Annotated in this window: 39 protein-coding genes, 1 tRNA gene and 2 pseudogenes; 21 read left to right on the top strand and 21 right to left on the bottom strand. The window is 25.3% G+C overall.

Annotation, left to right across the window (positions count from 1 at the left end):
* The first annotated feature begins 255 nt into the window (after positions 1–255).
* The gene (locus AAHM82_RS00745; protein WP_342264233.1) at positions 256–1,476 is read left to right on the top strand and encodes an IS256 family transposase; all 1,221 of its coding nucleotides are present in this window, start codon (positions 256–258) and stop codon (positions 1,474–1,476) included.
* Here AAHM82_RS00745 and AAHM82_RS00740 read toward each other — a convergent pair.
* The 11 genes from AAHM82_RS00740 to AAHM82_RS12495 form a co-directional block, all read right to left on the bottom strand.
* Positions 1,473–2,153, bottom strand: coding sequence for a hypothetical protein (locus tag AAHM82_RS00740; RefSeq protein WP_342264232.1), 681 nt, complete (start codon positions 2,151–2,153; stop codon positions 1,473–1,475). The two genes, AAHM82_RS00745 and AAHM82_RS00740, sit on opposite strands and share 4 nt — an antisense overlap.
* A gap of 78 nt (positions 2,154–2,231) precedes the next feature.
* A complete protein-coding gene (locus AAHM82_RS00735) occupies positions 2,232–2,408 on the bottom strand; it encodes a hypothetical protein (protein ID WP_342264231.1) in 177 nt (58 codons plus the stop codon).
* Positions 2,399–3,133, bottom strand: a complete 735-nt coding sequence (locus AAHM82_RS00730) for a hypothetical protein (protein WP_342264230.1) — start codon at positions 3,131–3,133, stop codon at positions 2,399–2,401. Before AAHM82_RS00730 ends, AAHM82_RS00735 begins: the two co-directional genes overlap by 10 nt.
* Positions 3,134–3,136: 3 nt before the next feature.
* Entirely contained in the window at positions 3,137–3,643 is a 507-nt protein-coding gene (locus AAHM82_RS00725; RefSeq protein WP_342264229.1) for a hypothetical protein, read from the bottom strand.
* Between the two features lie 83 nt (positions 3,644–3,726).
* A complete protein-coding gene (locus tag AAHM82_RS00720) occupies positions 3,727–4,092 on the bottom strand; it encodes a hypothetical protein (RefSeq protein WP_342264228.1) in 366 nt (121 codons plus the stop codon).
* A 40-nt stretch (positions 4,093–4,132) separates the two neighbouring features.
* Positions 4,133–4,513 (bottom strand): hypothetical protein, encoded by a 381-nt coding sequence (locus AAHM82_RS00715; RefSeq protein WP_342264227.1) that lies wholly within the window; start codon positions 4,511–4,513, stop codon positions 4,133–4,135.
* An 87-nt stretch (positions 4,514–4,600) separates the two neighbouring features.
* Positions 4,601–4,846: a hypothetical protein gene (locus tag AAHM82_RS00710; RefSeq protein ID WP_342264226.1), complete on the bottom strand. Its 246-nt coding sequence runs from the start codon at positions 4,844–4,846 to the stop codon at positions 4,601–4,603.
* 3 nt (positions 4,847–4,849) lie between these two features.
* Positions 4,850–5,074 carry a hypothetical protein gene (locus tag AAHM82_RS00705; protein WP_342223644.1) on the bottom strand — a complete coding sequence of 75 codons (225 nt, stop codon included), beginning with the start codon at positions 5,072–5,074 and terminating at the stop codon, positions 4,850–4,852.
* A 24-nt stretch (positions 5,075–5,098) separates the two neighbouring features.
* A complete protein-coding gene (locus AAHM82_RS00700; RefSeq protein ID WP_342264225.1) occupies positions 5,099–5,476 on the bottom strand; it encodes a hypothetical protein in 378 nt (125 codons plus the stop codon).
* Positions 5,477–5,699: 223 nt separating this feature from the next.
* Positions 5,700–6,092 carry a transposase family protein gene (locus AAHM82_RS12500; protein WP_342264845.1) on the bottom strand — a complete coding sequence of 131 codons (393 nt, stop codon included), beginning with the start codon at positions 6,090–6,092 and terminating at the stop codon, positions 5,700–5,702.
* The gene (locus tag AAHM82_RS12495; RefSeq protein ID WP_342263396.1) at positions 6,089–6,529 is read right to left on the bottom strand and encodes a transposase family protein; all 441 of its coding nucleotides are present in this window, start codon (positions 6,527–6,529) and stop codon (positions 6,089–6,091) included. The genes AAHM82_RS12500 and AAHM82_RS12495 overlap by 4 nt, the downstream gene beginning before the upstream one ends.
* Positions 6,530–7,264: 735 nt before the next feature.
* On the opposite strand from AAHM82_RS12495, the gene AAHM82_RS00690 reads away from it, so the two are divergent.
* Together AAHM82_RS00690 and AAHM82_RS12490 are read left to right on the top strand one after the other, a co-directional pair.
* Positions 7,265–7,339 (top strand) — tRNA-Trp (locus AAHM82_RS00690).
* A gap of 717 nt (positions 7,340–8,056) precedes the next feature.
* Positions 8,057–8,242: pseudogene (locus AAHM82_RS12490) on the top strand (hypothetical protein); the annotation flags it as partial.
* 172 nt (positions 8,243–8,414) lie between these two features.
* Here the strand turns inward: AAHM82_RS12490 and AAHM82_RS12485 are convergent.
* On the bottom strand, positions 8,415–8,807 hold the full coding sequence (locus AAHM82_RS12485; protein ID WP_342264845.1) for a transposase family protein: 393 nt from the start codon (positions 8,805–8,807) through the stop codon (positions 8,415–8,417).
* Positions 8,804–9,244 (bottom strand): transposase family protein, encoded by a 441-nt coding sequence (locus AAHM82_RS12480; protein ID WP_342263396.1) that lies wholly within the window; start codon positions 9,242–9,244, stop codon positions 8,804–8,806. The genes AAHM82_RS12485 and AAHM82_RS12480 overlap by 4 nt, the downstream gene beginning before the upstream one ends.
* Here AAHM82_RS12480 and AAHM82_RS00680 point away from each other — a divergent pair.
* Positions 9,221–10,372 carry an IS256 family transposase gene (locus AAHM82_RS00680; protein WP_425288989.1) on the top strand — a complete coding sequence of 384 codons (1,152 nt, stop codon included), beginning with the start codon at positions 9,221–9,223 and terminating at the stop codon, positions 10,370–10,372. The genes AAHM82_RS12480 and AAHM82_RS00680 overlap by 24 nt on opposite strands.
* On the opposite strand, the gene AAHM82_RS00675 is transcribed toward AAHM82_RS00680, so the two are convergent.
* From AAHM82_RS00675 to AAHM82_RS00665, 3 genes are all read right to left on the bottom strand, one after another.
* A complete protein-coding gene (locus tag AAHM82_RS00675; RefSeq protein ID WP_342264223.1) occupies positions 10,373–10,753 on the bottom strand; it encodes a hypothetical protein in 381 nt (126 codons plus the stop codon). It lies immediately after the preceding gene.
* 970 nt (positions 10,754–11,723) lie between these two features.
* On the bottom strand, positions 11,724–12,143 hold the full coding sequence (locus AAHM82_RS00670; protein WP_342264846.1) for a transposase family protein: 420 nt from the start codon (positions 12,141–12,143) through the stop codon (positions 11,724–11,726).
* Positions 12,144–12,148: 5 nt separating this feature from the next.
* On the bottom strand, positions 12,149–12,541 hold the full coding sequence (locus tag AAHM82_RS00665) for a transposase family protein (RefSeq protein ID WP_342263426.1): 393 nt from the start codon (positions 12,539–12,541) through the stop codon (positions 12,149–12,151).
* 104 nt (positions 12,542–12,645) lie between these two features.
* Here AAHM82_RS00665 and AAHM82_RS00660 point away from each other — a divergent pair.
* The 4 genes and pseudogenes from AAHM82_RS00660 to AAHM82_RS12470 all read left to right on the top strand — a co-directional run bounded on the left by AAHM82_RS00660 (position 12,646) and on the right by AAHM82_RS12470 (position 15,857).
* Positions 12,646–13,789 (top strand): annotated as a pseudogene (locus AAHM82_RS00660) (IS256 family transposase).
* Positions 13,790–13,860: 71 nt separating this feature from the next.
* Positions 13,861–14,601 (top strand): hypothetical protein, encoded by a 741-nt coding sequence (locus tag AAHM82_RS00655; RefSeq protein ID WP_342264222.1) that lies wholly within the window; start codon positions 13,861–13,863, stop codon positions 14,599–14,601.
* Positions 14,602–15,027: 426 nt separating this feature from the next.
* Positions 15,028–15,468 carry a transposase family protein gene (locus AAHM82_RS12475; protein ID WP_342263396.1) on the top strand — a complete coding sequence of 147 codons (441 nt, stop codon included), beginning with the start codon at positions 15,028–15,030 and terminating at the stop codon, positions 15,466–15,468.
* Positions 15,465–15,857 (top strand): transposase family protein, encoded by a 393-nt coding sequence (locus AAHM82_RS12470; protein WP_342264845.1) that lies wholly within the window; start codon positions 15,465–15,467, stop codon positions 15,855–15,857. Before AAHM82_RS12475 ends, AAHM82_RS12470 begins: the two co-directional genes overlap by 4 nt.
* A 231-nt stretch (positions 15,858–16,088) precedes the next feature.
* Here AAHM82_RS12470 and AAHM82_RS00645 read toward each other — a convergent pair whose 3' ends face one another.
* A complete protein-coding gene (locus tag AAHM82_RS00645) occupies positions 16,089–16,358 on the bottom strand; it encodes a hypothetical protein (RefSeq protein ID WP_342264221.1) in 270 nt (89 codons plus the stop codon).
* Positions 16,359–16,646: 288 nt separating this feature from the next.
* Between AAHM82_RS00645 and AAHM82_RS00640 the strand changes: the two genes are divergently transcribed.
* The 7 genes from AAHM82_RS00640 to AAHM82_RS00615 all read left to right on the top strand — a co-directional run bounded on the left by AAHM82_RS00640 (position 16,647) and on the right by AAHM82_RS00615 (position 20,169).
* The gene (locus AAHM82_RS00640) at positions 16,647–16,976 is read left to right on the top strand and encodes a hypothetical protein (RefSeq protein WP_215826203.1); all 330 of its coding nucleotides are present in this window, start codon (positions 16,647–16,649) and stop codon (positions 16,974–16,976) included.
* A 168-nt stretch (positions 16,977–17,144) separates the two neighbouring features.
* The gene (locus tag AAHM82_RS00635; RefSeq protein WP_342264220.1) at positions 17,145–17,321 is read left to right on the top strand and encodes a hypothetical protein; all 177 of its coding nucleotides are present in this window, start codon (positions 17,145–17,147) and stop codon (positions 17,319–17,321) included.
* Positions 17,322–17,350: 29 nt separating this feature from the next.
* On the top strand, positions 17,351–17,611 hold the full coding sequence (locus AAHM82_RS00630) for a hypothetical protein (protein WP_342264219.1): 261 nt from the start codon (positions 17,351–17,353) through the stop codon (positions 17,609–17,611).
* A gap of 15 nt (positions 17,612–17,626) precedes the next feature.
* Complete coding sequence (locus AAHM82_RS00625; RefSeq protein WP_342264218.1) at positions 17,627–18,604, top strand: IS1/IS1595 family N-terminal zinc-binding domain-containing protein; 978 nt, start codon at positions 17,627–17,629, stop codon at positions 18,602–18,604.
* A gap of 43 nt (positions 18,605–18,647) precedes the next feature.
* On the top strand, positions 18,648–19,088 hold the full coding sequence (locus tag AAHM82_RS12465) for a transposase family protein (protein WP_342263396.1): 441 nt from the start codon (positions 18,648–18,650) through the stop codon (positions 19,086–19,088).
* Positions 19,085–19,477: a transposase family protein gene (locus AAHM82_RS12460; protein WP_342264845.1), complete on the top strand. Its 393-nt coding sequence runs from the start codon at positions 19,085–19,087 to the stop codon at positions 19,475–19,477. Before AAHM82_RS12465 ends, AAHM82_RS12460 begins: the two co-directional genes overlap by 4 nt.
* Positions 19,478–19,956: 479 nt before the next feature.
* Complete coding sequence (locus AAHM82_RS00615; RefSeq protein WP_342264217.1) at positions 19,957–20,169, top strand: hypothetical protein; 213 nt, start codon at positions 19,957–19,959, stop codon at positions 20,167–20,169.
* A gap of 97 nt (positions 20,170–20,266) precedes the next feature.
* Here the strand turns inward: AAHM82_RS00615 and AAHM82_RS00610 are convergent, their stop codons facing one another.
* Positions 20,267–21,487: an IS256 family transposase gene (locus AAHM82_RS00610; RefSeq protein ID WP_342264216.1), complete on the bottom strand. Its 1,221-nt coding sequence runs from the start codon at positions 21,485–21,487 to the stop codon at positions 20,267–20,269.
* Positions 21,444–21,596 (bottom strand): hypothetical protein, encoded by a 153-nt coding sequence (locus AAHM82_RS00605; protein WP_342264215.1) that lies wholly within the window; start codon positions 21,594–21,596, stop codon positions 21,444–21,446. The genes AAHM82_RS00610 and AAHM82_RS00605 overlap by 44 nt, the downstream gene beginning before the upstream one ends.
* Positions 21,597–21,702: 106 nt before the next feature.
* On the opposite strand from AAHM82_RS00605, the gene AAHM82_RS00600 reads away from it, so the two are divergent.
* From AAHM82_RS00600 to AAHM82_RS00575, 6 genes are all read left to right on the top strand, one after another.
* A complete protein-coding gene (locus AAHM82_RS00600; protein WP_342264214.1) occupies positions 21,703–21,897 on the top strand; it encodes a hypothetical protein in 195 nt (64 codons plus the stop codon).
* A gap of 300 nt (positions 21,898–22,197) precedes the next feature.
* Positions 22,198–23,184, top strand: coding sequence for a hypothetical protein (locus AAHM82_RS00595; protein ID WP_342264213.1), 987 nt, complete (start codon positions 22,198–22,200; stop codon positions 23,182–23,184).
* Between the two features lie 13 nt (positions 23,185–23,197).
* A complete protein-coding gene (locus AAHM82_RS00590; protein WP_342264212.1) occupies positions 23,198–23,524 on the top strand; it encodes a hypothetical protein in 327 nt (108 codons plus the stop codon).
* A gap of 9 nt (positions 23,525–23,533) precedes the next feature.
* Complete coding sequence (locus AAHM82_RS00585; protein WP_338967003.1) at positions 23,534–23,779, top strand: hypothetical protein; 246 nt, start codon at positions 23,534–23,536, stop codon at positions 23,777–23,779.
* A gap of 3 nt (positions 23,780–23,782) precedes the next feature.
* Positions 23,783–24,259 (top strand): hypothetical protein, encoded by a 477-nt coding sequence (locus AAHM82_RS00580; RefSeq protein ID WP_342264211.1) that lies wholly within the window; start codon positions 23,783–23,785, stop codon positions 24,257–24,259.
* Position 24,260: 1 nt separating this feature from the next.
* Positions 24,261–24,560: a hypothetical protein gene (locus AAHM82_RS00575; RefSeq protein ID WP_342264210.1), complete on the top strand. Its 300-nt coding sequence runs from the start codon at positions 24,261–24,263 to the stop codon at positions 24,558–24,560.
* A gap of 152 nt (positions 24,561–24,712) precedes the next feature.
* Here the strand turns inward: AAHM82_RS00575 and AAHM82_RS12455 are convergent, their stop codons facing one another.
* Both AAHM82_RS12455 and AAHM82_RS12450 read right to left on the bottom strand, forming a co-directional pair.
* Entirely contained in the window at positions 24,713–25,105 is a 393-nt protein-coding gene (locus tag AAHM82_RS12455; protein ID WP_342264845.1) for a transposase family protein, read from the bottom strand.
* Positions 25,102–25,542: a transposase family protein gene (locus AAHM82_RS12450; protein ID WP_342263396.1), complete on the bottom strand. Its 441-nt coding sequence runs from the start codon at positions 25,540–25,542 to the stop codon at positions 25,102–25,104. Before AAHM82_RS12450 ends, AAHM82_RS12455 begins: the two co-directional genes overlap by 4 nt.
* Between the last annotated feature and the right edge of the window lie 11 nt (positions 25,543–25,553).

The following is a 25,553-nucleotide window of genomic DNA, read 5'->3' as shown; positions in this document are numbered from 1 at the left end:
ATGCTTCTCTTAATTGATTTAATAATACCATATTTTGTGTTATTAAAAAAAAATTAATTTTATTCACAATAAAAAATATTTAATTCAAAATTAACCAAATTAAAACATTTTTCACGAGTTTCTATTATTTTTTAAATAATTATTTTGCAATAATAAATTTATTTAAAGTTTCAAATGGAGTTTTGTAGAGCCTGTCCAAAATTCTGTGTCTCGATAATTCATTCTGAATTATACTTAAAAGAAGGAGAACAGAAAATGACAAAAAAAATAAAAAAAGAACCTGACGCAATTGATAAAGTTGTTGATTATTTTTTAGAAAATATTGATAATCCACAAGATTTATTTAAAGGCAATACTATTTTTCAGGAATTTACCAAAAAATTAACTGAACGAATGTTAAATACGGAAATTAAAGATTATCTTGAAACTGATGAGAATCATAATAAAAGAAATGGCAACACACAAAAAACCATTATTACTAAAAATGGTTCAATCGCAATTGATGTACCAAGAGATCGAAATAGTACTTTTGAACCAGTAATTATTCCGAAAAGACAAAGAAGATTTGATAACTTTGATCAAAAAGTAATTTCTTTATATGCAAGAGGAATGACAATTTCTGATATCAAAGCACAATTGCAAGAATTCTATCACGGAGCAGAAATTTCAGAAAGTTTAATTAGTCAAATAACTGATGATGTTATTGAAGAAGTTAAAATGTGACAAACTAAACCTTTAGAGAAGATTTATCCGATTGTTTATTTTGATTGTATTGTTGTTAAAGTAAAGCAAGATAAACGAATAATAAATAAAGCAGTTTATCTTGCCTTAGGAATTAATTTAGATGGTTTAAAAGATATTTTAGGAATGTGAATTAGCGAGAATGAGGGCGCCAAATTTTGACTTAATAATCTTACGGAAATGAAAAATCGTGGCTTACAAGATATTCTTGTTGCTTGTAGCGATAATTTAACTGGAATGTCTGATGCAATAGAAGCTGTGTTCCCAAAAACACAGCACCAATTATGCATTGTTCATCAAATTCGTAATAGTTTAAAATTTGTCCCTTACAAAGATGGCAAACTTGTAGCTAATGATTTAAAATCAATTTATACAGCAATTAATGAAGAAATAGCGCTAGTTGCTTTAGATCATTTTTCTGAAAAATGAAATAAAAAGTATCCACAAATTACTAAATCATGAAAAAATAACTGAAATAATTTAATAATTTTTCTTGAATATCCTCAAGAATTTAGAAGGATTATTTACACAACTAATGCGATTGAATCTGTTAATAGTCAACTAAGAAAAGTCATTAAGAATAAAAAGATTTTTCCTAATGACGCATCAGTTTTTAAAATATTTTATTTAGCATTTCAAAATATGGTTAAGAAATGAACGATGCCAATTCAAAATTGGGGTAGTGCAATTTCACATTTAATGATAAAATTTGAGGACAGAGTGAATTTAAGTTAATTACTTAAAGACACAGTTAATTGTACAGTCCCCATTTTTTCTTTAAATATCCTTGTTTTAGTTACAAGATTAGGATTAATTTTTCTTAGTAATGTTTCCATTTCCAAAAGTTGACCTAATGTTGTTACATTTGAACTTTTATAATTCTTAACAAATTGTTTTCGTGCCAAAAATCCTAAATGATTAAGCATGGTTTCTTTAGTTGGTTTTTTAGTATAGTCAAATCAAGTTTTATATTTGTCAAGAATAATTTTTTTATTATGAACCTGCGAAATAACCTGCTCTAAATTATTAGCCGTTGTTATTCCTAAGTGATTAATAATTTTATTTTCTTTCGCTAGATTAAAAAACTTTGTTGTTTTATAAGCTCTTGATATCTTACTAATTTCACCAATAGCTGGCGTTAAATTAAGTAAAGTGCTTATTGTATTACTTTGTTCTTTATAAATATCATAGACTTGATTAATTGTAAAATCAGTTACAACACGCACACTTGAAGCAATTAATTGGGATGTTAAATTTGATAATCCAGCACTTAGAGAAAATTTTAGCGACAGACCCGCAGTAAATTTTGCTAATAAAATACCAATGACTTGCACACCAACAAATTTTAATAATTCCAGTAAAAAATCATTTTCTTGTTTTTGAGGCAACCGCGTAGTTTTAATAACTCTCAACTGCAAAGCAGTTATATTAGTTCTCCTCCGATGGGCATAATCTAAAAAAGGCTACCTAGCTATAGCCTAATTTCCTTTTTAATCATCTTTTTGGCCTTGTCCGCTACCTGATACTGGTGTTGATTTATCTGGGTCTGGTGTTGATTTGTGATAATGAACCATTTTGGCTACAGCAACTTTACCAGTAAAAAATTCTCGTTCAGCGATATAAACTTGCCCCATATAGTTTTCGTTTGTATACATACCTACATCCATAGGCAAATCAATACCTGTAAATGTCGCATATGCCAAAGTATTAACTCATATCATATTAACATTCTCGGGTCGGGTAAGCGAGATTTAGGCACTTCAATAGTTATACAACCATTAACAACACCGACAACTCCGTTAACCATACCGAGGAGCACGCCATCAGGAGAAGCGGTTACCAATTTCGCATAAGTAGCTTCGGTCACTACATCAGCTGTCGCGAGCAAAAAGCCACTTGTCCACTCATTTTCAGAATTTACAACAGCAATTCGCATTTTTGCCATTTCTTCAAGAATTGTGTTTTTAGTAATCGGTTTTGCGGTTGCAATTGCTGTGCCACCAGCCACTAATTGTTCAGCATCGTATTTGTCATAAATTTCAGCCATTTGTTGGCGAAGACGAATAATCTTACTTTCAATGAATTTGGGGCCTACTGCTTTACTCTCTAAACGCCCTATGCGTTCTTGAATATCAATTACCTTGTCCAAGGTAGCTTCTATTTTTTTTCTCGTTGCATAGTTAGATTTGGAACCAGTATTTGGGTCTCATGTTCTATTAATAACTCCGTCCGTTGCAAGTGGAATAACTACTTTCTCACCATATTCAAATTCGGTAAAAGCTATTTCATTTGCAAAAAGTTGGTGAATTAAACTTCCTGTTCGTGGAAATTCGGGTCTTCATTTGCTTGAAACCAATGTTCTTAATTGGTCAACATTAATAAAAAACGCCATTTATTATTTATCTTCCTTTCTTTTAAACATTAACTCCTGAGGGGTTAAAGCATCTGATGAAAAAATTATTTCTTCTGAGTTAGAAGGGTTAGTATTTTTATCATCAGCCTTATTTGGAACGCCTCCTGTGTCTAATGTGTGTTTAATTTTTGGCATCGTGGCCACAAAATTATTAATATCATTTTTAATTACTTCAATATCGTTTTCAAAATTAATTGAGTTTTTCACAAAATTAATAAATTGATTATCAATATTAGCATCTTGAATTAATTTATTAATTTCTTGTTCTTTTTTAAAAGTTAAATATTCTTTTTCTTTGTCGGCAAGTTTTTTTAGTGCATCCGTTTCTCTTTGTAACAGATTTTTTGCTTTTTCCTGAAAATTAGCAGTATAGGCATTTTGCTCAGTGAAGCCACGATATAAATTTTTCACCTTAAAAGTTCCATCAGCATTTTTTTCGGGTTGTCCGTCTTCACCAATAAAGACGATTTTTTTATCTCTAATTTTCATTTGGTGTGTACTCCTTTTTCAAATAAAAAACTCATTTGATATTCTAATTATCTAATGAGTTTTTCTAATTATTGAGTTTTTAGCTATTTATTTTTTCTTTTTTTTCCAATTTTTTTAAATTTTTCAACCTCAATGCTAAAAAATGTTTTGTGGGTGGTCTTATTTGGATAATAACGATTGTGTAATTTTCCCTCAATTAAAATAATATCGTGTTCTTTTAATTTTAAGAATTCTTTTTGCAACTTTTCTTCATAAATAGAGAGCGTTGTGTAATTAAGACCCGCCCAACTAACTTGAACATTAACAACTTTAACAACATCACTACTAATAGCTATTTTTTGCTTAAATTCTGTGATTTTGGGAATATCTTTTAAAATAACTGTCAAATTTACAAAATTAACATAGTCAATTACTTCATTTTCTTTTTTAGTTTTTAGTGCTTTTAACATTTTGTTTTACCTCATTACCCAAAAAGTATTGAATATGCTTTTACGCATCGTGCTCGTGTTTGGTAAGTTTTAAGTTTCCTTTGTAAAAAAATCCTTTCTTTTTAGAAGGCTCTTGTCTAAGAAAGTGCCAATGATATTTAAACCTTAAAAGACTGCTTATTGCTCCAATAAGTTCTGAGGTTGCTAAAGGATTGGTAATCGTTCTACCTTTAGTTAAGAAAAAATTTTCAATAATAAACAATGGCTTAAAATTTTCTATTCTTTTAAAATTATCAAATAATTTTTTAATTTTAAAAATTGCTTGTTCAACGCTTTCAGAAATTATTGTTTCGTTAAATTCAATGCATGAATTTTCAAAATTCCAAAGAACAATACCAGTAGAACCGATTCCTGCGGGGTCAATACCAATTATATAATTCATAAACTAAATACTTACCTTATGACAACTACATTTTTTCGTTGAGTAATCGGAAGCGGTGAACCACGCCTCAATAAAGATTTAGACATATTATATTTTTCTTCTTATGTGTTGTCAGCAAAGAAAATGAGTACATTTTTCTTGTGGCACACAGCAATTTTGATAATCATAAGTTTTTTTAATTTTTCGCTTACAATAATTTTCTATTCTTTTAAACTCACATTGTAATGATTTTTCTTTTAATTGACAATTAATTGCTTTTAACGCTGTAATTATTTCTTTATAAGAATATTTTTGGCGTAACGCTTTAAGTCAATAAAAATGTTTGTTTTCCATTAATTAATCTTCCTCAATTATTTCTTTATAAATAATTCATTTCCGCGGACGAATGGCTTTTTTCTTGTAATAAATTACAGTTTCTAATGAGTGTACTTTTCTTTTAAAATTAGGATTATTACGCGAAAGTCCATAATAGCGTTCTACAATTTCGGCAACACTATCATAAACACCGACTAACTCATTGGTTTCGCAAGAATATATAACATAACAATATTTTTTAGCCATTTAGTACTGTTCAAGATTTAATAACTAATTTAAATCAGTTTCTTTTAGTCATTCGGGAATAATATAATTAAAATTAATATTTTTATCAGCTTCAGATTTTTTAATATTTTCTAAAAATTTTTGTCGATTTTTAATTTTAACTTCTTCATACAAATTAATAATTTCTTGCCCCTTAATGGTTGTAATTTTTTGTGCACCGTTGGCATCATACTTAATAACTTCATAATCATTTTCTGGAAAAATACCGATCACCATCTGATTTGCATATTTAATTGATGGGTATACTAGTTTTCTAGGAACTCAAGAACCACCACCGCTATTGGGAATTGATAGTAAAATCGCATTTGTTGTTTCAGCAACAATATATTTTTTATTCAAAAATAAATTTTTTAAGTTAGTCATTATTTATTAACTCCTCATATCAATAATTTTTTAGTTTTTGTAAAAAGATAATAGACTTCTTGCAAAATTAATATGATAATTATAATTTTTAAATTTAAAATAAATATAAAAGTGTTATTAAAATAATTTTTAGATTATTTTTACAAATATTTTGTCATTAAAACATAATAAAAATTATTATTTACAATAAAAAAAGACTGAAATTTTAAATTATCAAATATATTTAAACTAATAGTTGTAAATTATAAATTGAAGCTATTAAATTAAATCTTAAAGCAAATCTTTTTCTACGATTTCGATATTTTTCACTAATAATTTTAAATTTTTTAAGTATAGCAAAAACATTTTCAATAACAATTCTCATTTTTGAAATTCGCTCATTATTTTGCTTTTCTTCTTTATTTAAAGGGTTTTTCTTTGATTTTCTTTTAGGAATTAAAACATTATGATTAATTTTTTGTATGCCTTGATAACCTAAATCCACTAAAACAGTTGTTTCTGGTAAAAATTTAATTTTTGAATCTTTTAAAATTTTAAAGTCATGGTTTTTACCATAAGAAAAATCAGAACTAATAATTTTTTTACTATCTTTTTCAATTATAACTTGTGTTTTTATTGTGTGTTTTTTCTTTTTTCCTGAGTAGTGCTGTTTTTGTCTTTTTTTGGGCGTTGGATTTGGCTTTCAGTTACATCAATTATAACAGTCTTATCTTTGAAATAATCTTTTAATAGTGATTTTTGACCAGTAAGTTGTTGAAAATTAGGGTGTTTTATTAAAGTGTCTTCAATTCATTTGATATTTCTATAACAACTACTTTCACTAATATCATAACTTTTTGCAATATGAAAATAAGTTCTATATTCTCTTCAATATTCTAAAGTCATTAAAATACGATTTTCTAATGATAATTTATTGGTTCTTCCGCGACGAAATCTCTTTTTTAATTCTTCTATTTTTAAAATTTCTAGCATTTTATTAAAAGTAGTATGTTTAATACCAGTTAATCTTAAAAAATTTTTATCACTTATTTGATTATTTTTTTTAAATTTCATTTAAATTCCACCTTTTTATTAAAAACAACAATTCAATTATATTTTAAATTAATTTTGCAAGAAGTCTAATATATATCCTTCCTTATATGCAATTTCCTAGTTAGCTAACATAGTTAACCATCTAAGAAATCTATGTTATCTCTCTTATGTTATTAACTAAGTTATGTTAGCTAACTAGGTACGAGAAATGCTCGAAATTACCAAAAAGCATTTTTTGGCACACCTAAAAAGTGTTCTCATATTTACAACACAACTTTTTAAATAGAATTTAGTTTTTGTTCGAACAAGTTAATAAATTAATAAAGTTAGTTTAATTTTATTAATTAAAATACCTACCTCCTTTAAAAAATTATTGTTAAGAGGAACATTCTTACTGGTCTAAAATGTCTGTGTTACCTTACATGGGGTGGGGGGAATTCTTTTCTGATGGCCATGTTAACCAAAAGCATTATTTCTATCAAAAAAACTTTTGATTTAACATTACCTATGAAGTAGAAGAATTAATTGATAATGAAAGTATCAAGACAAAAATAAAAGATTATGAAAAGTTCATTAATGTGAAATTAATAACGAGATTAAAAGTCTTAAAAATATCATTAAATCTTAATATTTAAATAATGTTGTCACATTACGCTAAGAACATAATTCTTAGCGTAATTTTTAATTACTCAATAATAAAATAATAGATTAATTAAAAAATTAACTAAAACTCCTTTATAATTAGGATATAAAATTGAGGGTATAGTTCAATGGTAGAACGTTAGTCTCCAAAACTAAATGTTGTGGGTTCGAGTCCTACTACCCTCGCCAATTATTAAATTACGCTAATTTTGATTGACATTGCATATTATCCAATTTATAATTATTATAAATAATTAGTATTAAAAATTATAATTATCGGGCCTGTCCAAAATTCTGTGTCTCGATAATTCATTCTGAATTATACTTAAACGAAGGAGAACAGAAAATGACAAAAAAAAATAAAAAAAGAACCTGATGCAATTGATAAAGTTGTTGATTATTTTTTAGAAAATATTGATAATCCACAAGATTTATTTAAAGGCAATACTATTTTTCAGGAATTTTGTAATATACCACAGATGTTTTGCACAATCAAGAAAAATCTTAAAAAAGGGGAAATTAATTTATTAATTCTTGTAATTTTTGAAATGGCGATTTATTTTGTAATGCTGAATGACAGCGTTGGAAGTTGTAATAGTAATAATATTAATTTAAGAAATGTTGTAGTTCGTTTTGATTTAGTTTTTTATCCTTAACATAAAATAATTTAGTATAATGTTGATGAAACCGCTCGATTTTACCGTTACTTTGTGGCGAACGAATTGGAGTGGTTTCATGGATAACCCCATTTCTTGAAAGAAAGGCCGTAAAAGGTCTTTCTTTTACTTTGTATGCTTTTTTATTACTTCAATTAGTAGTAGTGAATTCAGGAGCATTATCAGTGCGAAGGCGTTTAATGATTAGAGCCTGTCCAAAATTCTGTGTCTCGATAATTCATTCTGAATTATACTTAAAAGAAGGAGAACAGAAAATGACAAAAAAATAAAAAAAGAACCTGACGCAATTGATAAAGTTGTTGATTATTTTTTAGAAAATATTGATAATCCACAAGATTTATTTAAAGGCAATACTATTTTTCAGGAATTTACCAAAAAATTAACTGAACGAATGTTAAATACGGAAATTAAAGATTAGACTTCTTGCAAAATTAATATGATAATTATAATTTTTAAATTTAAAATAAATATAAAAGTGTTATTAAAATAATTTTTAGATTATTTTTACAAATATTTTGTCATTAAAACATAATAAAAATTATTATTTACAATAAAAAAAGACTGAAATTTTAAATTATCAAATATATTTAAACTAATAGTTGTAAATTATAAATTGAAGCTATTAAATTAAATCTTAAAGCAAATCTTTTTCTACGATTTCGATATTTTTCACTAATAATTTTAAATTTTTTAAGTATAGCAAAAACATTTTCAATAACAATTCTCATTTTTGAAATTCGCTCATTATTTTGCTTTTCTTCTTTATTTAAAGGGTTTTTCTTTGATTTTCTTTTAGGAATTAAAACATTATGATTAATTTTTTGTATGCCTTGATAACCTAAATCCACTAAAACAGTTGTTTCTGGTAAAAATTTAATTTTTGAATCTTTTAAAATTTTAAAGTCATGGTTTTTACCATAAGAAAAATCAGAACTAATAATTTTTTTACTATCTTTTTCAATTATAACTTGTGTTTTTATTGTGTGTTTTTTCTTTTTTCCTGAGTAGTGCTGTTTTTGTCTTTTTTTGGGCGTTGGATTTGGCTTTCAGTTACATCAATTATAACAGTCTTATCTTTGAAATAATCTTTTAATAGTGATTTTTGACCAGTAAGTTGTTGAAAATTAGGGTGTTTTATTAAAGTGTCTTCAATTCATTTGATATTTCTATAACAACTACTTTCACTAATATCATAACTTTTTGCAATATGAAAATAAGTTCTATATTCTCTTCAATATTCTAAAGTCATTAAAATACGATTTTCTAATGATAATTTATTGGTTCTTCCGCGACGAAATCTCTTTTTTAATTCTTCTATTTTTAAAATTTCTAGCATTTTATTAAAAGTAGTATGTTTAATACCAGTTAATCTTAAAAAATTTTTATCACTTATTTGATTATTTTTTTTAAATTTCATTTAAATTCCACCTTTTTATTAAAAACAACAATTCAATTATATTTTAAATTAATTTTGCAAGAAGTCTATTATCTTGAAACTGATGAGAATCATAATAAAAGAAATGGCAACACACAAAAAACCATTATTACTAAAAATGGTTCAATCGCAATTGATGTACCAAGAGATCGAAATAGTACTTTTGAACCAGTAATTATTCCGAAAAGACAAAGAAGATTTGATAACTTTGATCAAAAAGTAATTTCTTTATATGCAAGAGGAATGACAATTTCTGATATCAAAGCACAATTGCAAGAATTCTATCACGGAGCAGAAATTTCAGAAAGTTTAATTAGTCAAATAACTGATGATGTTATTGAAGAAGTTAAAATGTGACAAACTAAACCTTTAGAGAAGATTTATCCGATTGTTTATTTTGATTGTATTGTTGTTAAAGTAAAGCAAGATAAACGAATAATAAATAAAGCAGTTTATCTTGCCTTAGGAATTAATTTAGATGGTTTAAAAGATATTTTAGGAATGTGAATTAGTGAGAATGAGGGAGCCAAATTTTGACTTAATAATCTTACGGAAATGAAAAATCGTGGGTTACAAGATATTCTTGTTGCTTGTAGTGATAATTTAACTGGGATGTCTGATGCAATAGAAGCTGTTTTCCCAAAAACACAGCATCAATTATGCATTGTTCATCAAATTCGCAATAGTTTAAAATTTGTTCCTTACAAAGATCGCAAACTTGTAGCTAATGATTTAAAATCAATTTATACAGCAATTAATGAAGAAATAGCGTTAATTGCTTTAGATCATTTTTCAGAAAAATGAAATAAAAAGTATCCACAAATTACTAAATCATGAAAAAATAACTGAAATAATTTAATAATTTTTCTTGAATATCCTCAGGAATTTAGAAGAATTATTTACACAACTAATGCGATTGAATCTGTTAATAGTCAATTAAGAAAAGTCATTAAGAATAAAAAGATTTTTCCTAATGACGCATCAGTTTTTAAAATATTTTATTTAGCATTTCAAAATATGGTTAAGAAATGAACGATGCCAATTCAAAATTGGGGTAGTGCAATTTCACATTTAATGATAAAATTTGAGGACAGAGTGAATTTAAGTTAATTACTTAGAGACACAGTTAATTGTACAGTCCCAATGATATATTATGCCAAGTTCACTAAAATCTTTCATTGTTCTTTGCACGGCGTTAATCGCGTTATTAGTTCCTAAACTATCATAAACATAGCCAAATACTATCCGTGTTATTTCGTCAATGAAATCATAAATGTAATATTTTTTATCAACTGGAAAATTTGATGTGGTAATAATTTTGGCATCCATTTGTAAAAGACCAATATCGGATACTTCATAACGCTTAAACTGGCGTTTTGTTTGTTTGATTTTCTGTTTTAATTCTTTTCAACGAGGGTCAGATTTAATTCAACGATAAAAAGTTTTGATATTTTTCGGAATTTTTGAATTTTCAATATCATGAAAACCCATTTTTAAATTGTTAAATAAAGACCACATTCCACCAGCTTGAATATTTCTATAATCAAAATATAAATCACATACTTTTTCACGAAAATTTAAATCATATTGATAACTAATTTTGTTAGGTTTTGTATATTTAAAAATTAAACTATTAAAATCATCATTTTGATAAGCACTAAGAATTTTATTAGCTCATTGATAAAATGTATTTCGTGTACCATGAAAATGCTTTTTTACTAATTTATTTAAAGTTATTGATTTTAAATAAAATTGATTACATAAATTTAAAGGACGCGTAAAGTTTTGTTAGGTGGGAAAAGATTTGAATAAGTATTAAGACAGTCAGCAATGATTGTCTTTTTATTTTATAAGATGTTAAAAATTTGTTCTTTGAAAATTAAATACAAGTGAGTTAATAATGTTGGTATGTATTAAAGCACGATAAATTGTGGGTGGTCGCCATAACCAAAAGAAGTTTACCAGTTAATAGATAACACTCTATTAGCTATAGCAATTTGTTTCGTTTTGCAATAAAAAAATGAATGGGTGGATTTCCTAAAAATATACACGCTATTAAATTAGTTCCAAGGGTAGGATGCGGACATTAAAGTGTAGAAATTTCTATATAGGGGTATGCTAAGTTTAAAATTATTAAAATCTTTATCTAATTAAAAAAACAAAATTTAATAACAAAGCTTGTTAAACACTTAAATCTGCGATATATAAGTGTTTAAAAAACTAAGTTAACTAACTTAGTTACTTAGTCTTTTAACTAAGCTAAATATTTATTTTTTTAAACATTTATGTTTAAAAAAATTTGTTAGTAAACTTCGTTTACTAATTAACTTAGTTTATTATTATCAAGGCACAAAAAAATACAAGGCATAACTAAAAATAATAAGTGTTAATTTATCCTTATATTTCTTGTAATAAATAAATGAGCTCGTATTTATTTATTAGACTTGGTACATAACTATAACTAGCTTAATTCAAAATTATATATTCCTGAAATTAAGTTAAATCGTAATCCAAATCTTCTAATCTTATTGCGATAACGATAAACTAGTATTTTAAATCTTTTTAATCTAGCAAAAACATGTTCAATGACAATTCTAACTTTACTTAAAAAGCTATTATATTCCTTTTTATCTGGATTTAAAGGATTATTTTTACTCTTTTTAATTGGCAATAATGTATTTTTATGAACATTTTGCAAACCTTGATATCCTGAATCGGCAATTAATTCTAATTTTGGATTTATAAGTGTATTTGATTTTAAAAATAACTTATAATCATGAGTACTGCCATAACAAAAATCTACTGAAATAATTTTATTGTTAAATAAATCAATAATTATTTGCGATTTTAATGAATGTTGCCTTTTCTTACCAGAAAATAATAATTTTAGTTTTTTTTAATTCTTTCAATTGGAATTTCTGTAGCATCAATTGCTAATAAATTATTAGTAGTACCCTTATTTTCTAATAATATCTTTTTGCCAGGTATATGAAAGTGACTATTTTTTATTAGAGTATTTTCAACTCAAAAGATATTACGAATACAACTAACATGACTAATATTATATTTTTTTGCAATAATACGATATGTACTATATTCTTTTCAGTATTCTAAAGTCATAAGTAATCTTTGCTCTATTGATAATTTATTTGGTCTACCACCAATTTGTTTTTGTTTAGCTTCACCTTCTTTTAAAATTTCTACCATTTTCATGAAAGTTTTATATTTTATGCCTATTAAACTATAAAATTCGTTTTCGTCTTTGTATTTATCTAACATTTGTATTTCACCTAGGAAATAATATTATCAAAATAGTAGATAAAATTAAAGGTTATGTACCAAGTCTATTAATTAAAAGCAAGCTTGTAGAAACCAAATTCTAATTGTGCAAAACATCTGTGGTTTCTACAATTTTTCAGGAATTTACCAAAAAATTAACTGAACGAATGTTAAATACGGAAATTAAAGATCATCTTGAAACTGATGAGAATCATAATAAAAGAAATGGCAACACACAAAAAACCATTATTACTAAAAATGGTTCAATCGCAATTGATGTACCAAGAGATCGAAATAGTACTTTTGAACCAGTAATTATTCCGAAAAGACAAAGAAGATTTGATAACTTTGATCAAAAAGTAATTTCTTTATATGCAAGAGGAATGACAATTTCTGATATCAAAGCACAATTGCAAGAATTCTATCACGGAGCAGAAATTTCAGAAAGTTTAATTAGTCAAATAACTGATGATGTTATTGAAGAAGTTAAAATGTGACAAACTAAACCTTTAGAGAAGATTTATCCGATTGTTTATTTTGATTGTATTGTTGTTAAAGTAAAGCAAGATAAACGAATAATAAATAAAGCAGTTTCTTGCCTTAGGAATTAATTTAGATGGTTTAAAAGATATTTTAGGAATGTGAATTAGCGAGAATGAGGGCGCCAAATTTTGACTTAATAATCTTACGGAAATGAAAAATTGTGGCTTACAAGATATTCTTGTTGCTTGTAGCGATAATTTAACTGGAATGTCTGATGCAATAGAAGCTGTGTTCCCAAAAACACAGCACCAATTATGCATCGTTCATCAAATTCGTAATAGTTTAAAATTTGTCCCTTACAAAGATCGCAAACTTGTAGCTAATGATTTAAAATCAATTTATACAGCAATTAATGAAGAAATAGCGCTAGTTGCTTTATTTCATTTTTCTGAAAAATGAAATAAAAAGTATCCACCAATTACTAAATCATGAAAAAATAACTGAAATAATTTAATAATTTTTCTTGAATATCCTCAAGAATTTAGAAGGATTATTTACACAACTAATGCGATTGAATCTGTTAATAGTCAACTAAGAAAAGTTATTAAAAATAAAAAGATTTTTCCTAATGACGCATCAGTTTTTAAAATATTTTATTTAGCATTTCAAAATATGGTTAAGAAATGAACGATGCCAATTCAAAATTGGGGTAGTGCAATTTCACATTTAATGATAAAATTTGAGGACAGAGTGAATTTAAGTTAATTACTTAGAGACACAGTTAATTGTACAGTCCCTTATTAAAAATTATATCAATTAAGATTATGGAGAAAGATATGCTCAAAGAAAAACATATTATATTTAAAATTACCATTTCATCAATGGCATTAGGGTTAGCACTAGCATTATCAATGCTAGAAATTCCTATTCCCTTACCTAACTTACCAGCAGCCAACTTTGAAATTGGTGATACCCTAATTTTATTAGTTATCCCATTAATTGGTTCTTGATTTGCAATGCTAATTGGTGCAATTAAACCTTGATTACATATGATAATTCCCCATCACATTGCCCACGGCAATATTGTTGTTAGTGCCTCAATGGGAATGATGTTAAATGCCCTCGTTATTGGACTATATTTTCTATTAAACTGAATATGAAAAAGATTATTTCATAAAGAAAACATTTATACTAAATGCACCAGTATTCTTATTTGTTGTTTAGCAACTGCACTATTTGCTGCTGTAAATGCTCAATTATGAGCTACTGATGCTTTAGGTTTTCATACGCACACTCATCCAATGACAATACATCCAATCATAATAATTAATAAGTGTAAAAATTTTTCTCTTCATGACCCAATCAAAGAAATATCCGAGGAACCACTAAAAACACAAATGCTAATTTTTTATGGTATTTACGGTGGTTTCATTTTTGTAAAATACCTAATCACCTTTGGTGTAATGTTAATTCTGGAAAAGCCAATCTTACGATATGCTGAATCAGCTCACTATTCTTATCACCAACGAGAAAAAGAAAAAGCAGAAGAAAAGAAACACAAGAAAGTAAATAAATAAAAAATGTAGAATTATGAACATCAACATAATTCTACATTTTTAGTTTTTACAAAAACGGATATAAACCATTACCTTCATCCCACGAATTTGTTCACGTATCATAACATCTTCATCGTGAACGATTTGATATTAACTGTTTTGTACAATCAGTATAACGAGCTTTTACAATATCATGTTTACTATATGTTTTAATATGTTTTTCATTAGGACTCATTTGTTTAACAATTAAACTTTGATCATCTAGTCAACCTTGTCGTCAAAAAACATTAATCCCGTTATTAAAATTATTACTAGCAGTAATCATATATTTTAAAATATCCAACTTTTTTGACTTACAAATAATGAGCCTCAAACATAATAGACTTCTTGCAAAATTAATTTAAAATATAATTGAATTGTTGTTTTTAATAAAAAGGTGGAATTTAAATGAAATTTAAAAAAAATAATCAAATAAGTGATAAAAATTTTTTAAGATTAACTGGTATTAAACATACTACTTTTAATAAAATGCTAGAAATTTTAAAAATAGAAGAATTAAAAAAGAGATTTCGTCGCGGAAGAACCAATAAATTATCATTAGAAAATCGTATTTTAATGACTTTAGAATATTGAAGAGAATATAGAACTTATTTTCATATTGCAAAAAGTTATGATATTAGTGAAAGTAGTTGTTATAGAAATATCAAATGAATTGAAGACACTTTAATAAAACACCCTAATTTTCAACAACTTACTGGTCAAAAATCACTATTAAAAGATTATTTCAAAGATAAGACTGTTATAATTGATGTAACTGAAAGCCAAATCCAACGCCCAAAAAAAGACAAAAACAGCACTACTCAGGAAAAAAGAAAAAACACACAATAAAAACACAAGTTATAATTGAAAAAGATAGTAAAAAAATTATTAGTTCTGATTTTTCTTATGGTAAAAACCATGACTTTAAAATTTTAAAAGATTCAAAAATTAAATTTTTACCAGAAACAACTGTTTTAGTGGATTTAGGTTATCAAGGCATACAAAAAATTAATCATAATGTTTTAATTCCTAAAAGAAAATCAAAGAAAAACCCTTTAAATAAAGAAGAAAAGCAAAATAATGAGCGAATTTCAAAAATGAGAATTGTTATTGAAAATGTTTTTGCTATACTTAAAAAATTTAAAATTATTAGTGAAAAATATCGAAATCGTAGAAAAAGATTTGCTTTAAGATTTAATTTAATAGCTTCAATTTATAATTTACAACTATTAGTTTAAATATATTTGATAATTTAAAATTTCAGTCTTTTTTTATTGTAAATAATAATTTTTATTATGTTTTAATGACAAAATATTTGTAAAAATAATCTAAAAATTATTTTAATAACACTTTTATATTTATTTTAAATTTAAAAATTATAATTATCATATTAATTTTGCAAGAAGTCTAATATAAATAATTTTTTTTATCCATTTTATCTAAAGCACTATATGCAAAAAATACACCTTTTAAGGCACTAATAAATAGTTTCCCAGGAATTGATAAATAATTTTTTTAATAATCGTTAATAATCCGCCTAATGTTTTTTTAACAATTTCCTTCACATAGTTATCGGAATTATCAATTAATTCTCAATAATTAAAATTTTTTAAAGTTTTAATTATTGAAAACAATGCCTCTTCTTGAATAGAAGATAAATCATCAAAATTACCAGTTTGAAATATATAATATGTCAGCAAATCATAAAATATTAATTTATGTGTAGAAACCATATACATATGACAAGATTTTGGTTTTTACAAACTTGCTGTTAATTAATAAATAAATATGAGCTCATTTATTTATTACAAGAAATATAAGGTTAAATTAATATTTATTATTTTTAGTTATGCCTTGTATTTTTTTGTGCCTTGATAATAATAAACTAAGTTAATTAGTAAACGAAGTTTACTAACAAATTTTGTTAAACATAAATGTTTAAAAAAATAAATATTTAACTTAGTTAGATAACTAAGCTAAATATAACTTAGTTTAATATAACTAAATATTGTAAGGATGGTATGTATATGAGAAATATTGAAAATATTTTTTTAAATACTGAAAAATATCTTTTAAAAGAAACACAAAATGCAGTACTTATTAAAGCACCAGCAATTCCGTGATTGTATGAATCTACTGGTATTTGGTTTTCGAAACGATTTGTTTATAAAGGCAAATATGAGAATTCTATTTGTATAGGAATAATTAGAGATGGTGAATATCGGTTAGTTTTTATTAATGATAAAGGTCAAGAGTCTAGTTTGATTTTAGGTCATGAGTTGTTAGGTTTTTTTGTTGCTGAAAAAGAACATGATAAAAAGGTTGTAAGTTTTGATTATTTTAAAAATTCATTTTAAAAATGTTTTACGGTGTTTTAAGAATAGGGGTAAATAAAAAAAAATATTTTAGTTAGTTTTTATGGTGTTTAAACGGTGCGGAAAGCGTATGCTCCACCCGTTAATTATCTATGTTAGTTGTTGAGTTATTTAACTAAGTTATTGCAATTTTTTTGAGGAGTTTTAGAAATGAAAATGTGAGTTAATGTGGATGAGTCTGGCAAAGATTATTGTCAAGAGTTTATATATTCTATTAATAAAAAAACTGGATTAGAACAAAAATTTTGAGCGTCTAAATCTGCAGTTGAATCTGTTAGAACTGATTTAGTCGGTGATAATTGACTTTGTGTTGATATTGCATATTAAAAAATTAGAAAATTAAGGAGAAAAGAAAGATGAGTATATTTGGATTAGTATTTTTTACGATTTTAACATTATTACTAGCATACTATATTGCGGTTAATATTTATCGGTTTTTTAAAGATAAAAAGAAATATGGTAGTGAAGCAAAACAGTTGCCAAAAGATTTTACTTATTCACAACGAATATTTATTGCGAAATTTAAGAAAAATTTATTAGAAAAAGATTTTAATTTTGTCGAAAACTCTTGATATTTATTGAATATACTTAATTTTAGGTATATTTTAATATGATAGAGGTGGATAATAATTATGGAAAAAATAATTCAAGAACTAGTAAATACTTTAACAGATGATCAATTTTTAGAATTTTATGAAAAAGTCAAACAACAAGCAGAATTAATAAAAAAACAAAAACGGTTAAATGAAATTGATCAAAAATTTAGAGCGCACGGTATTAAATGCCCTAAATGTGAATCTTACCATTGCGTTAAAAATGGACATAATTCAGAAGGAAAACAAAAATATTTATGTAAAAATTGCCGTGCAAGTTTTGACGCTTTTCGTAATCATTTTATTTATTGAAGTCATTTAAATTATGAACAATGAAATTTATTGATTCAAATTTCATTGCTGGGGCAATCTAGTAAAACAATTTCTCGTTTTATTAAAACTACATTAAAAACTGCTTGATATAATCGTCAAAAATTAATGAAATCAAAACAATTAGAAAATACCCAATTAAAATTTAAAAAATTATCTGGTAAAATCCAAATCGATGAAACATTTATTAAAGAAATCCATAAAGGAAATTTCAAATATAAAACTGATCCACGAAGAATTCACCTTGACCCATTCGCAACTAATACTAAATGCTGTATTCAAATGGCAATTGATAATAATAACAATATTTATGTTAAATCCACAAACACCAAACGTTTACAAAAACAATGAATTATTGAAAATATGAACAAAGAATTAATTAACGAAAATTCAATTATTACTTCTGATATGCAAAAATTATATTTTTTAGTAGCAAAACAAACAAATTCTACTTTATGTGTAACTAAAACAACAATTAATCCTGAAGCTAGTTATCGTAACTTAAATAAAATCAGTAAATTACAATCTAGTCTTAAAGAAGCCTTAATTCATTATCATGGTTTAGGTTTTACTAATATTCAAAATTATTTAAATCTCTGAAAATGAAAATACCAACATAAGGGTTTAACTCCAAACCAACAAACAGCGGTATTATATTTTAATAGACTTCTTGCAAAATTAATTTAAAATATAATTGAATTGTTGTTTTTAATAAAAAGGTGGAATTTAAATGAAATTTAAAAAAAATAATCAAATAAGTGATAAAAATTTTTTAAGATTAACTGGTATTAAACATACTACTTTTAATAAAATGCTAGAAATTTTAAAAATAGAAGAATTAAAAAAGAGATTTCGTCGCGGAAGAACCAATAAATTATCATTAGAAAATCGTATTTTAATGACTTTAGAATATTGAAGAGAATATAGAACTTATTTTCATATTGCAAAAAGTTATGATATTAGTGAAAGTAGTTGTTATAGAAATATCAAATGAATTGAAGACACTTTAATAAAACACCCTAATTTTCAACAACTTACTGGTCAAAAATCACTATTAAAAGATTATTTCAAAGATAAGACTGTTATAATTGATGTAACTGAAAGCCAAATCCAACGCCCAAAAAAAGACAAAAACAGCACTACTCAGGAAAAAAGAAAAAACACACAATAAAAACACAAGTTATAATTGAAAAAGATAGTAAAAAAATTATTAGTTCTGATTTTTCTTATGGTAAAAACCATGACTTTAAAATTTTAAAAGATTCAAAAATTAAATTTTTACCAGAAACAACTGTTTTAGTGGATTTAGGTTATCAAGGCATACAAAAAATTAATCATAATGTTTTAATTCCTAAAAGAAAATCAAAGAAAAACCCTTTAAATAAAGAAGAAAAGCAAAATAATGAGCGAATTTCAAAAATGAGAATTGTTATTGAAAATGTTTTTGCTATACTTAAAAAATTTAAAATTATTAGTGAAAAATATCGAAATCGTAGAAAAAGATTTGCTTTAAGATTTAATTTAATAGCTTCAATTTATAATTTACAACTATTAGTTTAAATATATTTGATAATTTAAAATTTCAGTCTTTTTTTATTGTAAATAATAATTTTTATTATGTTTTAATGACAAAATATTTGTAAAAATAATCTAAAAATTATTTTAATAACACTTTTATATTTATTTTAAATTTAAAAATTATAATTATCATATTAATTTTGCAAGAAGTCTAATGTATAAAAAAGTTAAAGTAAAAATAGTAATTTTACATAAAAGCCTTTTAAAATTATCAAGTTGATGATTTTTTTTATTTTATCAAGAGTTTTCGACAAAATTAAAAGAAAAAGATGGAGAAGAAATTAACAAATAAAAAAATATTTAGAATATTTTTAAAAGTACATAGATATGACTAAATTTAACTATAATACAAAAATAAATAAAATTAATCGAATTAAGAGTACAAAAAGGGTTAGAAAAATTAAAAAAATTAAAAAAATGTTAAAAATAAGAAAGATAAATTAAAAGGTAGGAAGAGAAAAGTGAAAGTATGATATGGTATTGCTTCTTCAGAAGAAGAACAAAAGATAGATAGAGTATCACAGTTATCTGTATATATTCATGGTGATAATATTACTAAACCTAATCGTGTATGAGCGCGTGATTATGGTGTTGGTCATGTAGAGATAGATATTTTTCATGATGCGTGGGTTTGTATTGATGCTATGTTATTAATTAAGGAAGTTGGTTGTTAAATGTTTAAAAAAGTAATTATTGAGTTAATTGAATTAATTTATCCAACTGCCGATTTACGGGACTGTACAATTAACTGTGTCTCTAAGTAATTAACTTTTAAATTCACTCTGTGTCCTCAAATTTTATCATTAAATGTGAAATTGCACTACCCCAATTTTGAATTGGCATCGTTCATTTCTTAACCATATTTTGAAATGCTAAATAAAATATTTTAAAAACTGATGCGTCATTAGGAAAAATCTTTTTATTCTTAATGACTTTTCTTAATTGACTATTAACAGATTCAATCGCATTAGTTGTGTAAATAATTCTTCTAAATTCCTGAGGATATTCAAGAAAAATTATTAAATTATTTCAGTTATTTTTTCATGATTTAGTAATTTGTGGATACTTTTTATTTCATTTTTCTGAAAAATGATCTAAAGCAATTAACGCTATTTCTTCATTAATTGCTGTATAAATTGATTTTAAATCATTAGCTACAAGTTTGCGATCTTTGTAAGGAACAAATTTTAAACTATTGCGAATTTGATGAACAATGCATAATTGATGCTGTGTTTTTGGGAAAACAGCTTCTATTGCATCAGACATCCCAGTTAAATTATCACTACAAGCAACAAGAATATCTTGTAAGCCACGATTTTTCATTTCCGTAAGATTATTAAGTCAAAATTTGGCTCCCTCATTCTCACTAATTCACATTCCTAAAATATCTTTTAAACTATCTAAATTAATTCCTAAGGCAAGATAAACTGCTTTATTTATTATTCGTTTATCTTGCTTTACTTTAACAACAATACAATCAAAATAAACAATCGGATAAATCTTCTCTAAAGGTTTAGTTTGTCACATTTTAACTTCTTCAATAACATCATCAGTTATTTGACTAATTAAACTTTCTGAAATTTCTGCTCCGTGATAGAATTCTTGCAATTGTGCTTTGATATCAGAAATTGTCATTCCTCTTGCATATAAAGAAATTACTTTTTGATCAAAGTTATCAAATCTTCTTTGTCTTTTCGGAATAATTACTGGTTCAAAAGTACTATTTCGATCTCTTGGTACATCAATTGCGATTGAACCATTTTTAATAATAATGATTTTTTGTGTGTTGCCATTTCTTTTATTATGATTCTCATCAGTTTCAAGATAATCTTTAATTTCCGTATTTAACATTCGTTCAGTTAATTTTTTGGTAAATTCCTGAAAAATAGTATTGCCTTTAAATAAATCTTGTGGATTAACAATATTTTCTAAAAAATAATCAACAACTTTATCAATTGCGTCAGGTTCTTTTTTTATTTTTTTTTTTGTCATTTTCTGTTCTCCTTCTTTTAAGTATAATTCAGAATGAATTATCGAGACACAGAATTTTGGACAGGCTCCGATTTTTTTTTACCGCCTCAAGTTGTATTTTTGTTTTCAATTTTAATAATTGTAATGCTCTTCTCAGCAATTATTTTTCTACTCTTTTGACCTTTTAAGCGGTAATTATTATGTTTTTAGTTGCTTGAAAAGATTTAGATTGAGAAATGACAAAATTGTATTTTTGAGATTTATTTATCCAAATTACAACTATTCCGGCGTGAGTTTCTGGCAAAGAAATTGATTTAACCAAAGAACCACTTTGACTTTTAATGGCAAATATTGCCTTTTGAATGGTATTAGTATTCACTGTCTTATTTATGGTTATTTTATTTTATAAGGTTAAATCATATTTTGTTTAGAAAGGGGGTGATTAATATGTTTAGAACTTTTCTTGATGTAGTAGTAACACCACCAGTAGCAATTACTGGCGAACAAGCAGTTACTTAACTTATGAAAAGCATTAATTAAAGCATTTGGTAATATTTGAACTGATATTATTGGTGGTAATATGCCAAATGTCGTTAATTTCTTTGCTACATATTGAGTTTTCTTGCTTGGTGTAATTATTGGTTTATTTTTAATTGCTTTCAAAATGTTTGAAAAATTAATGCCCGGCAGATAGTAATAAAAATAAGGAGAGTGTGATTTAAGTGATGCTATTGTTTAAAAAAATAAATTTAAGATTATATGATTTTGTCGCTTTAAATCGCACTTTATTTATTATTGCGTGATTTTATGGTGCGATTTTGCATTATTATAATCCCCAAAGTTGACGAATGTTATTTGATATTATTTATTTATTAATTGCTTTGTATATTTTATATACTAAAATTTCTCATTTCTTTGCTCGTCGTAGTTTTATTAATTTCTTATTAAATTCACCCTTAAATTTAGTAATTGGTGCTTTAGGGACTGGGAAAACCGCTTTAATGGTTTTAGTTTCTTACTTATTAAGTGGTTGAAAAACGATTTCTACTTTTCCAATTACAGATAAACAAATGCTTTCATTAGGGCATATGTCACTTTTAGATTATAATTATCCAATTTTAGATGAAAAACATTTACTGTTATGAGATGAAACTAACTTATTTTTAGAAGGAACTGATTATAAAGAAAATGATAGAGTAACCCAAGGTTTACAAGAATATTTCGCTTCGGCTCGACAATTTACCCATATCGTATTAGCAAGCGGACAACGAGCCGAACATATATGAGTTAAAGTTCGTGATATTGCGAATTCAATAATTGTTGGTATTAGAAAAAAACCAGTTAGTATTTTCCGACCCTATTTACAAGTTATTTACGGCACTTTTAAATCGGTAAGCGAATACGAACAATGACGATGATTAACTCTGATTAATGCTAAAAATGATAAAAAAGGTCGCAAAATCAAGTATCGTAGCATTCCGGAATTAGACATTTATTTCTTTAAATTGAAAATTCCGATGTCAATTTTAAACCTTTATGATAATAAATATTTATCATTCTTGCGTGAATTAAGTAATGGTGCTTTGAATGATAATTATCAGCATAAATTTTGAAATGATAATGTGATGGATATTGAAGCGTTAGAATATTTAAAAATGGAAAAATTTAGTAAGATACTTACTAAGTTAAAAAATAATCTGAAGAAGAAAAATAAGTAAAGGAGTTTAAAATATGGAAAACTTAGAAAAAATGGCTAGTTTGATTGGCGATATGTTTTATAAAGTTTTTGATTTAATTTGAACTTTAACCATTCCTGGAACAGATATTCGCATTATTATTTTTCCGCTAATTATGCTTGTGATAAATTTTGTAATTGGTGGCATTTTAGGTATTCATATTGAACGACCAAAAGTTGGTTTTCGTAAAAAATATCGAAAATCAGTTGCTAATTGAGGAACTAAGAAAAAATCATCTAGTGGTTCAATTAAGAAGTTTAGTGGTAATAGCCCTAAAAATAGACCGTGAGTTAACCAGCACGGACGGCGAATAAAAAGGTAGGTTTAGAAAATGTTTAAATTAATAATATTATTTATTCTTGTTGCTGTTTTTTCTATTTTTGCTTTAAACGACTTTTTAGGTTTATGAGCCTATGTGCGTGAGGGTTTAGAATATTTTAATAAAGTTCTATCAAATAATATTAAAATTTTAGATTTATTTAAACCAATGATTAGGTTATTTTCTCAACATCCAATTTTCCAAATTTTAGGAACGATTTGTATTTTATCAACAATATATTTAATTTTAAGGAGTTAAAAAATGAAAAAGTTAAAGAAAATATTAGGTATTAAATGATTTAAAAGCGTTTTAGGTTTTATACATTTTTTTATTATACTTCATATTTTTATCGTTATAATTTGAGTGTTTTTAACAAGAATTAGAACTAATACAGATGAGTTTTTTAAAGATTTTATATTGTTTGATTTTCAAAATGTATTTTTTAAGGTGTATTTTTGATTATTAATGGTTTATTTGTTAATGACAGTTGTTAAGTTAATTATTAAGCGTTTTTATTTTAATAAAGTAGTTAGAAAACATCAAAAAGAAGTTATTAATATTTCTGAATGTCCATTATATTATGAATATAAATTTTCTCATGCTTTTAAAGCAATAAAAGAGAGTTTTAAGTCGTGATGAGTGAGATGCATAAGATTATTTCTTGATTTTTATTATAATGTTTATTGGTTTGGTGCCATTAGGGGTGTTCTTTGATACAAAACAACCACCAAAACCTAATATGGAACAATCCTTCTTTATGAAACGAGAAAAACGAGCTACAAACCCTAGTCAATGTGGCAATAATTGTGAATTAGAGTTTGTTAGCATTAAAAATACTTTTTTTAATGTAGAGAGTTTTGGCTCTGCTGGAAGAATAACTTTTTATGATGAAAGTGTTCATTTTCCAGATGATATGTCTGAAAAAAGCTTTTTAATCGAAAATCAAAGTATTAATAATCCTATAAAGAATTTTTTTAAACGAGAAGGTGTTTATAAACCAAAACCATCTGAAGATATATTAGACTTCTTGCAAAATTAATATGATAATTATAATTTTTAAATTTAAAATAAATATAAAAGTGTTATTAAAATAATTTTTAGATTATTTTTACGAATATTTTGTCATTAAAACATAATAAAAATTATTATTTACAATAAAAAAAGACTGAAATTTTAAATTATCAAATATATTTAAACTAATAGTTGTAAATTATAAATTGAAGCTATTAAATTAAATCTTAAAGCAAATCTTTTTCTACGATTTCGATATTTTTCACTAATAATTTTAAATTTTTTAAGTATAGCAAAAACATTTTCAATAACAATTCTCATTTTTGAAATTCGCTCATTATTTTGCTTTTCTTCTTTATTTAAAGGGTTTTTCTTTGATTTTCTTTTAGGAATTAAAACATTATGATTAATTTTTTGTATGCCTTGATAACCTAAATCCACTAAAACAGTTGTTTCTGGTAAAAATTTAATTTTTGAATCTTTTAAAATTTTAAAGTCATGGTTTTTACCATAAGAAAAATCAGAACTAATAATTTTTTTACTATCTTTTTCAATTATAACTTGTGTTTTTATTGTGTGTTTTTTCTTTTTTCCTGAGTAGTGCTGTTTTTGTCTTTTTTTGGGCGTTGGATTTGGCTTTCAGTTACATCAATTATAACAGTCTTATCTTTGAAATAATCTTTTAATAGTGATTTTTGACCAGTAAGTTGTTGAAAATTAGGGTGTTTTATTAAAGTGTCTTCAATTCATTTGATATTTCTATAACAACTACTTTCACTAATATCATAACTTTTTGCAATATGAAAATAAGTTCTATATTCTCTTCAATATTCTAAAGTCATTAAAATACGATTTTCTAATGATAATTTATTGGTTCTTCCGCGACGAAATCTCTTTTTTAATTCTTCTATTTTTAAAATTTCTAGCATTTTATTAAAAGTAGTATGTTTAATACCAGTTAATCTTAAAAAATTTTTATCACTTATTTGATTATTTTTTTTAAATTTCATTTAAATTCCAC

The organism is Spiroplasma endosymbiont of Clivina fossor (assembly GCF_964031115.1).
GTDB lineage: Bacteria > Bacillota_I > Bacilli_A > Mycoplasmatales > Nriv7 > Nriv7.
This window is presented reverse-complemented; position numbering and strand designations above follow the sequence as displayed.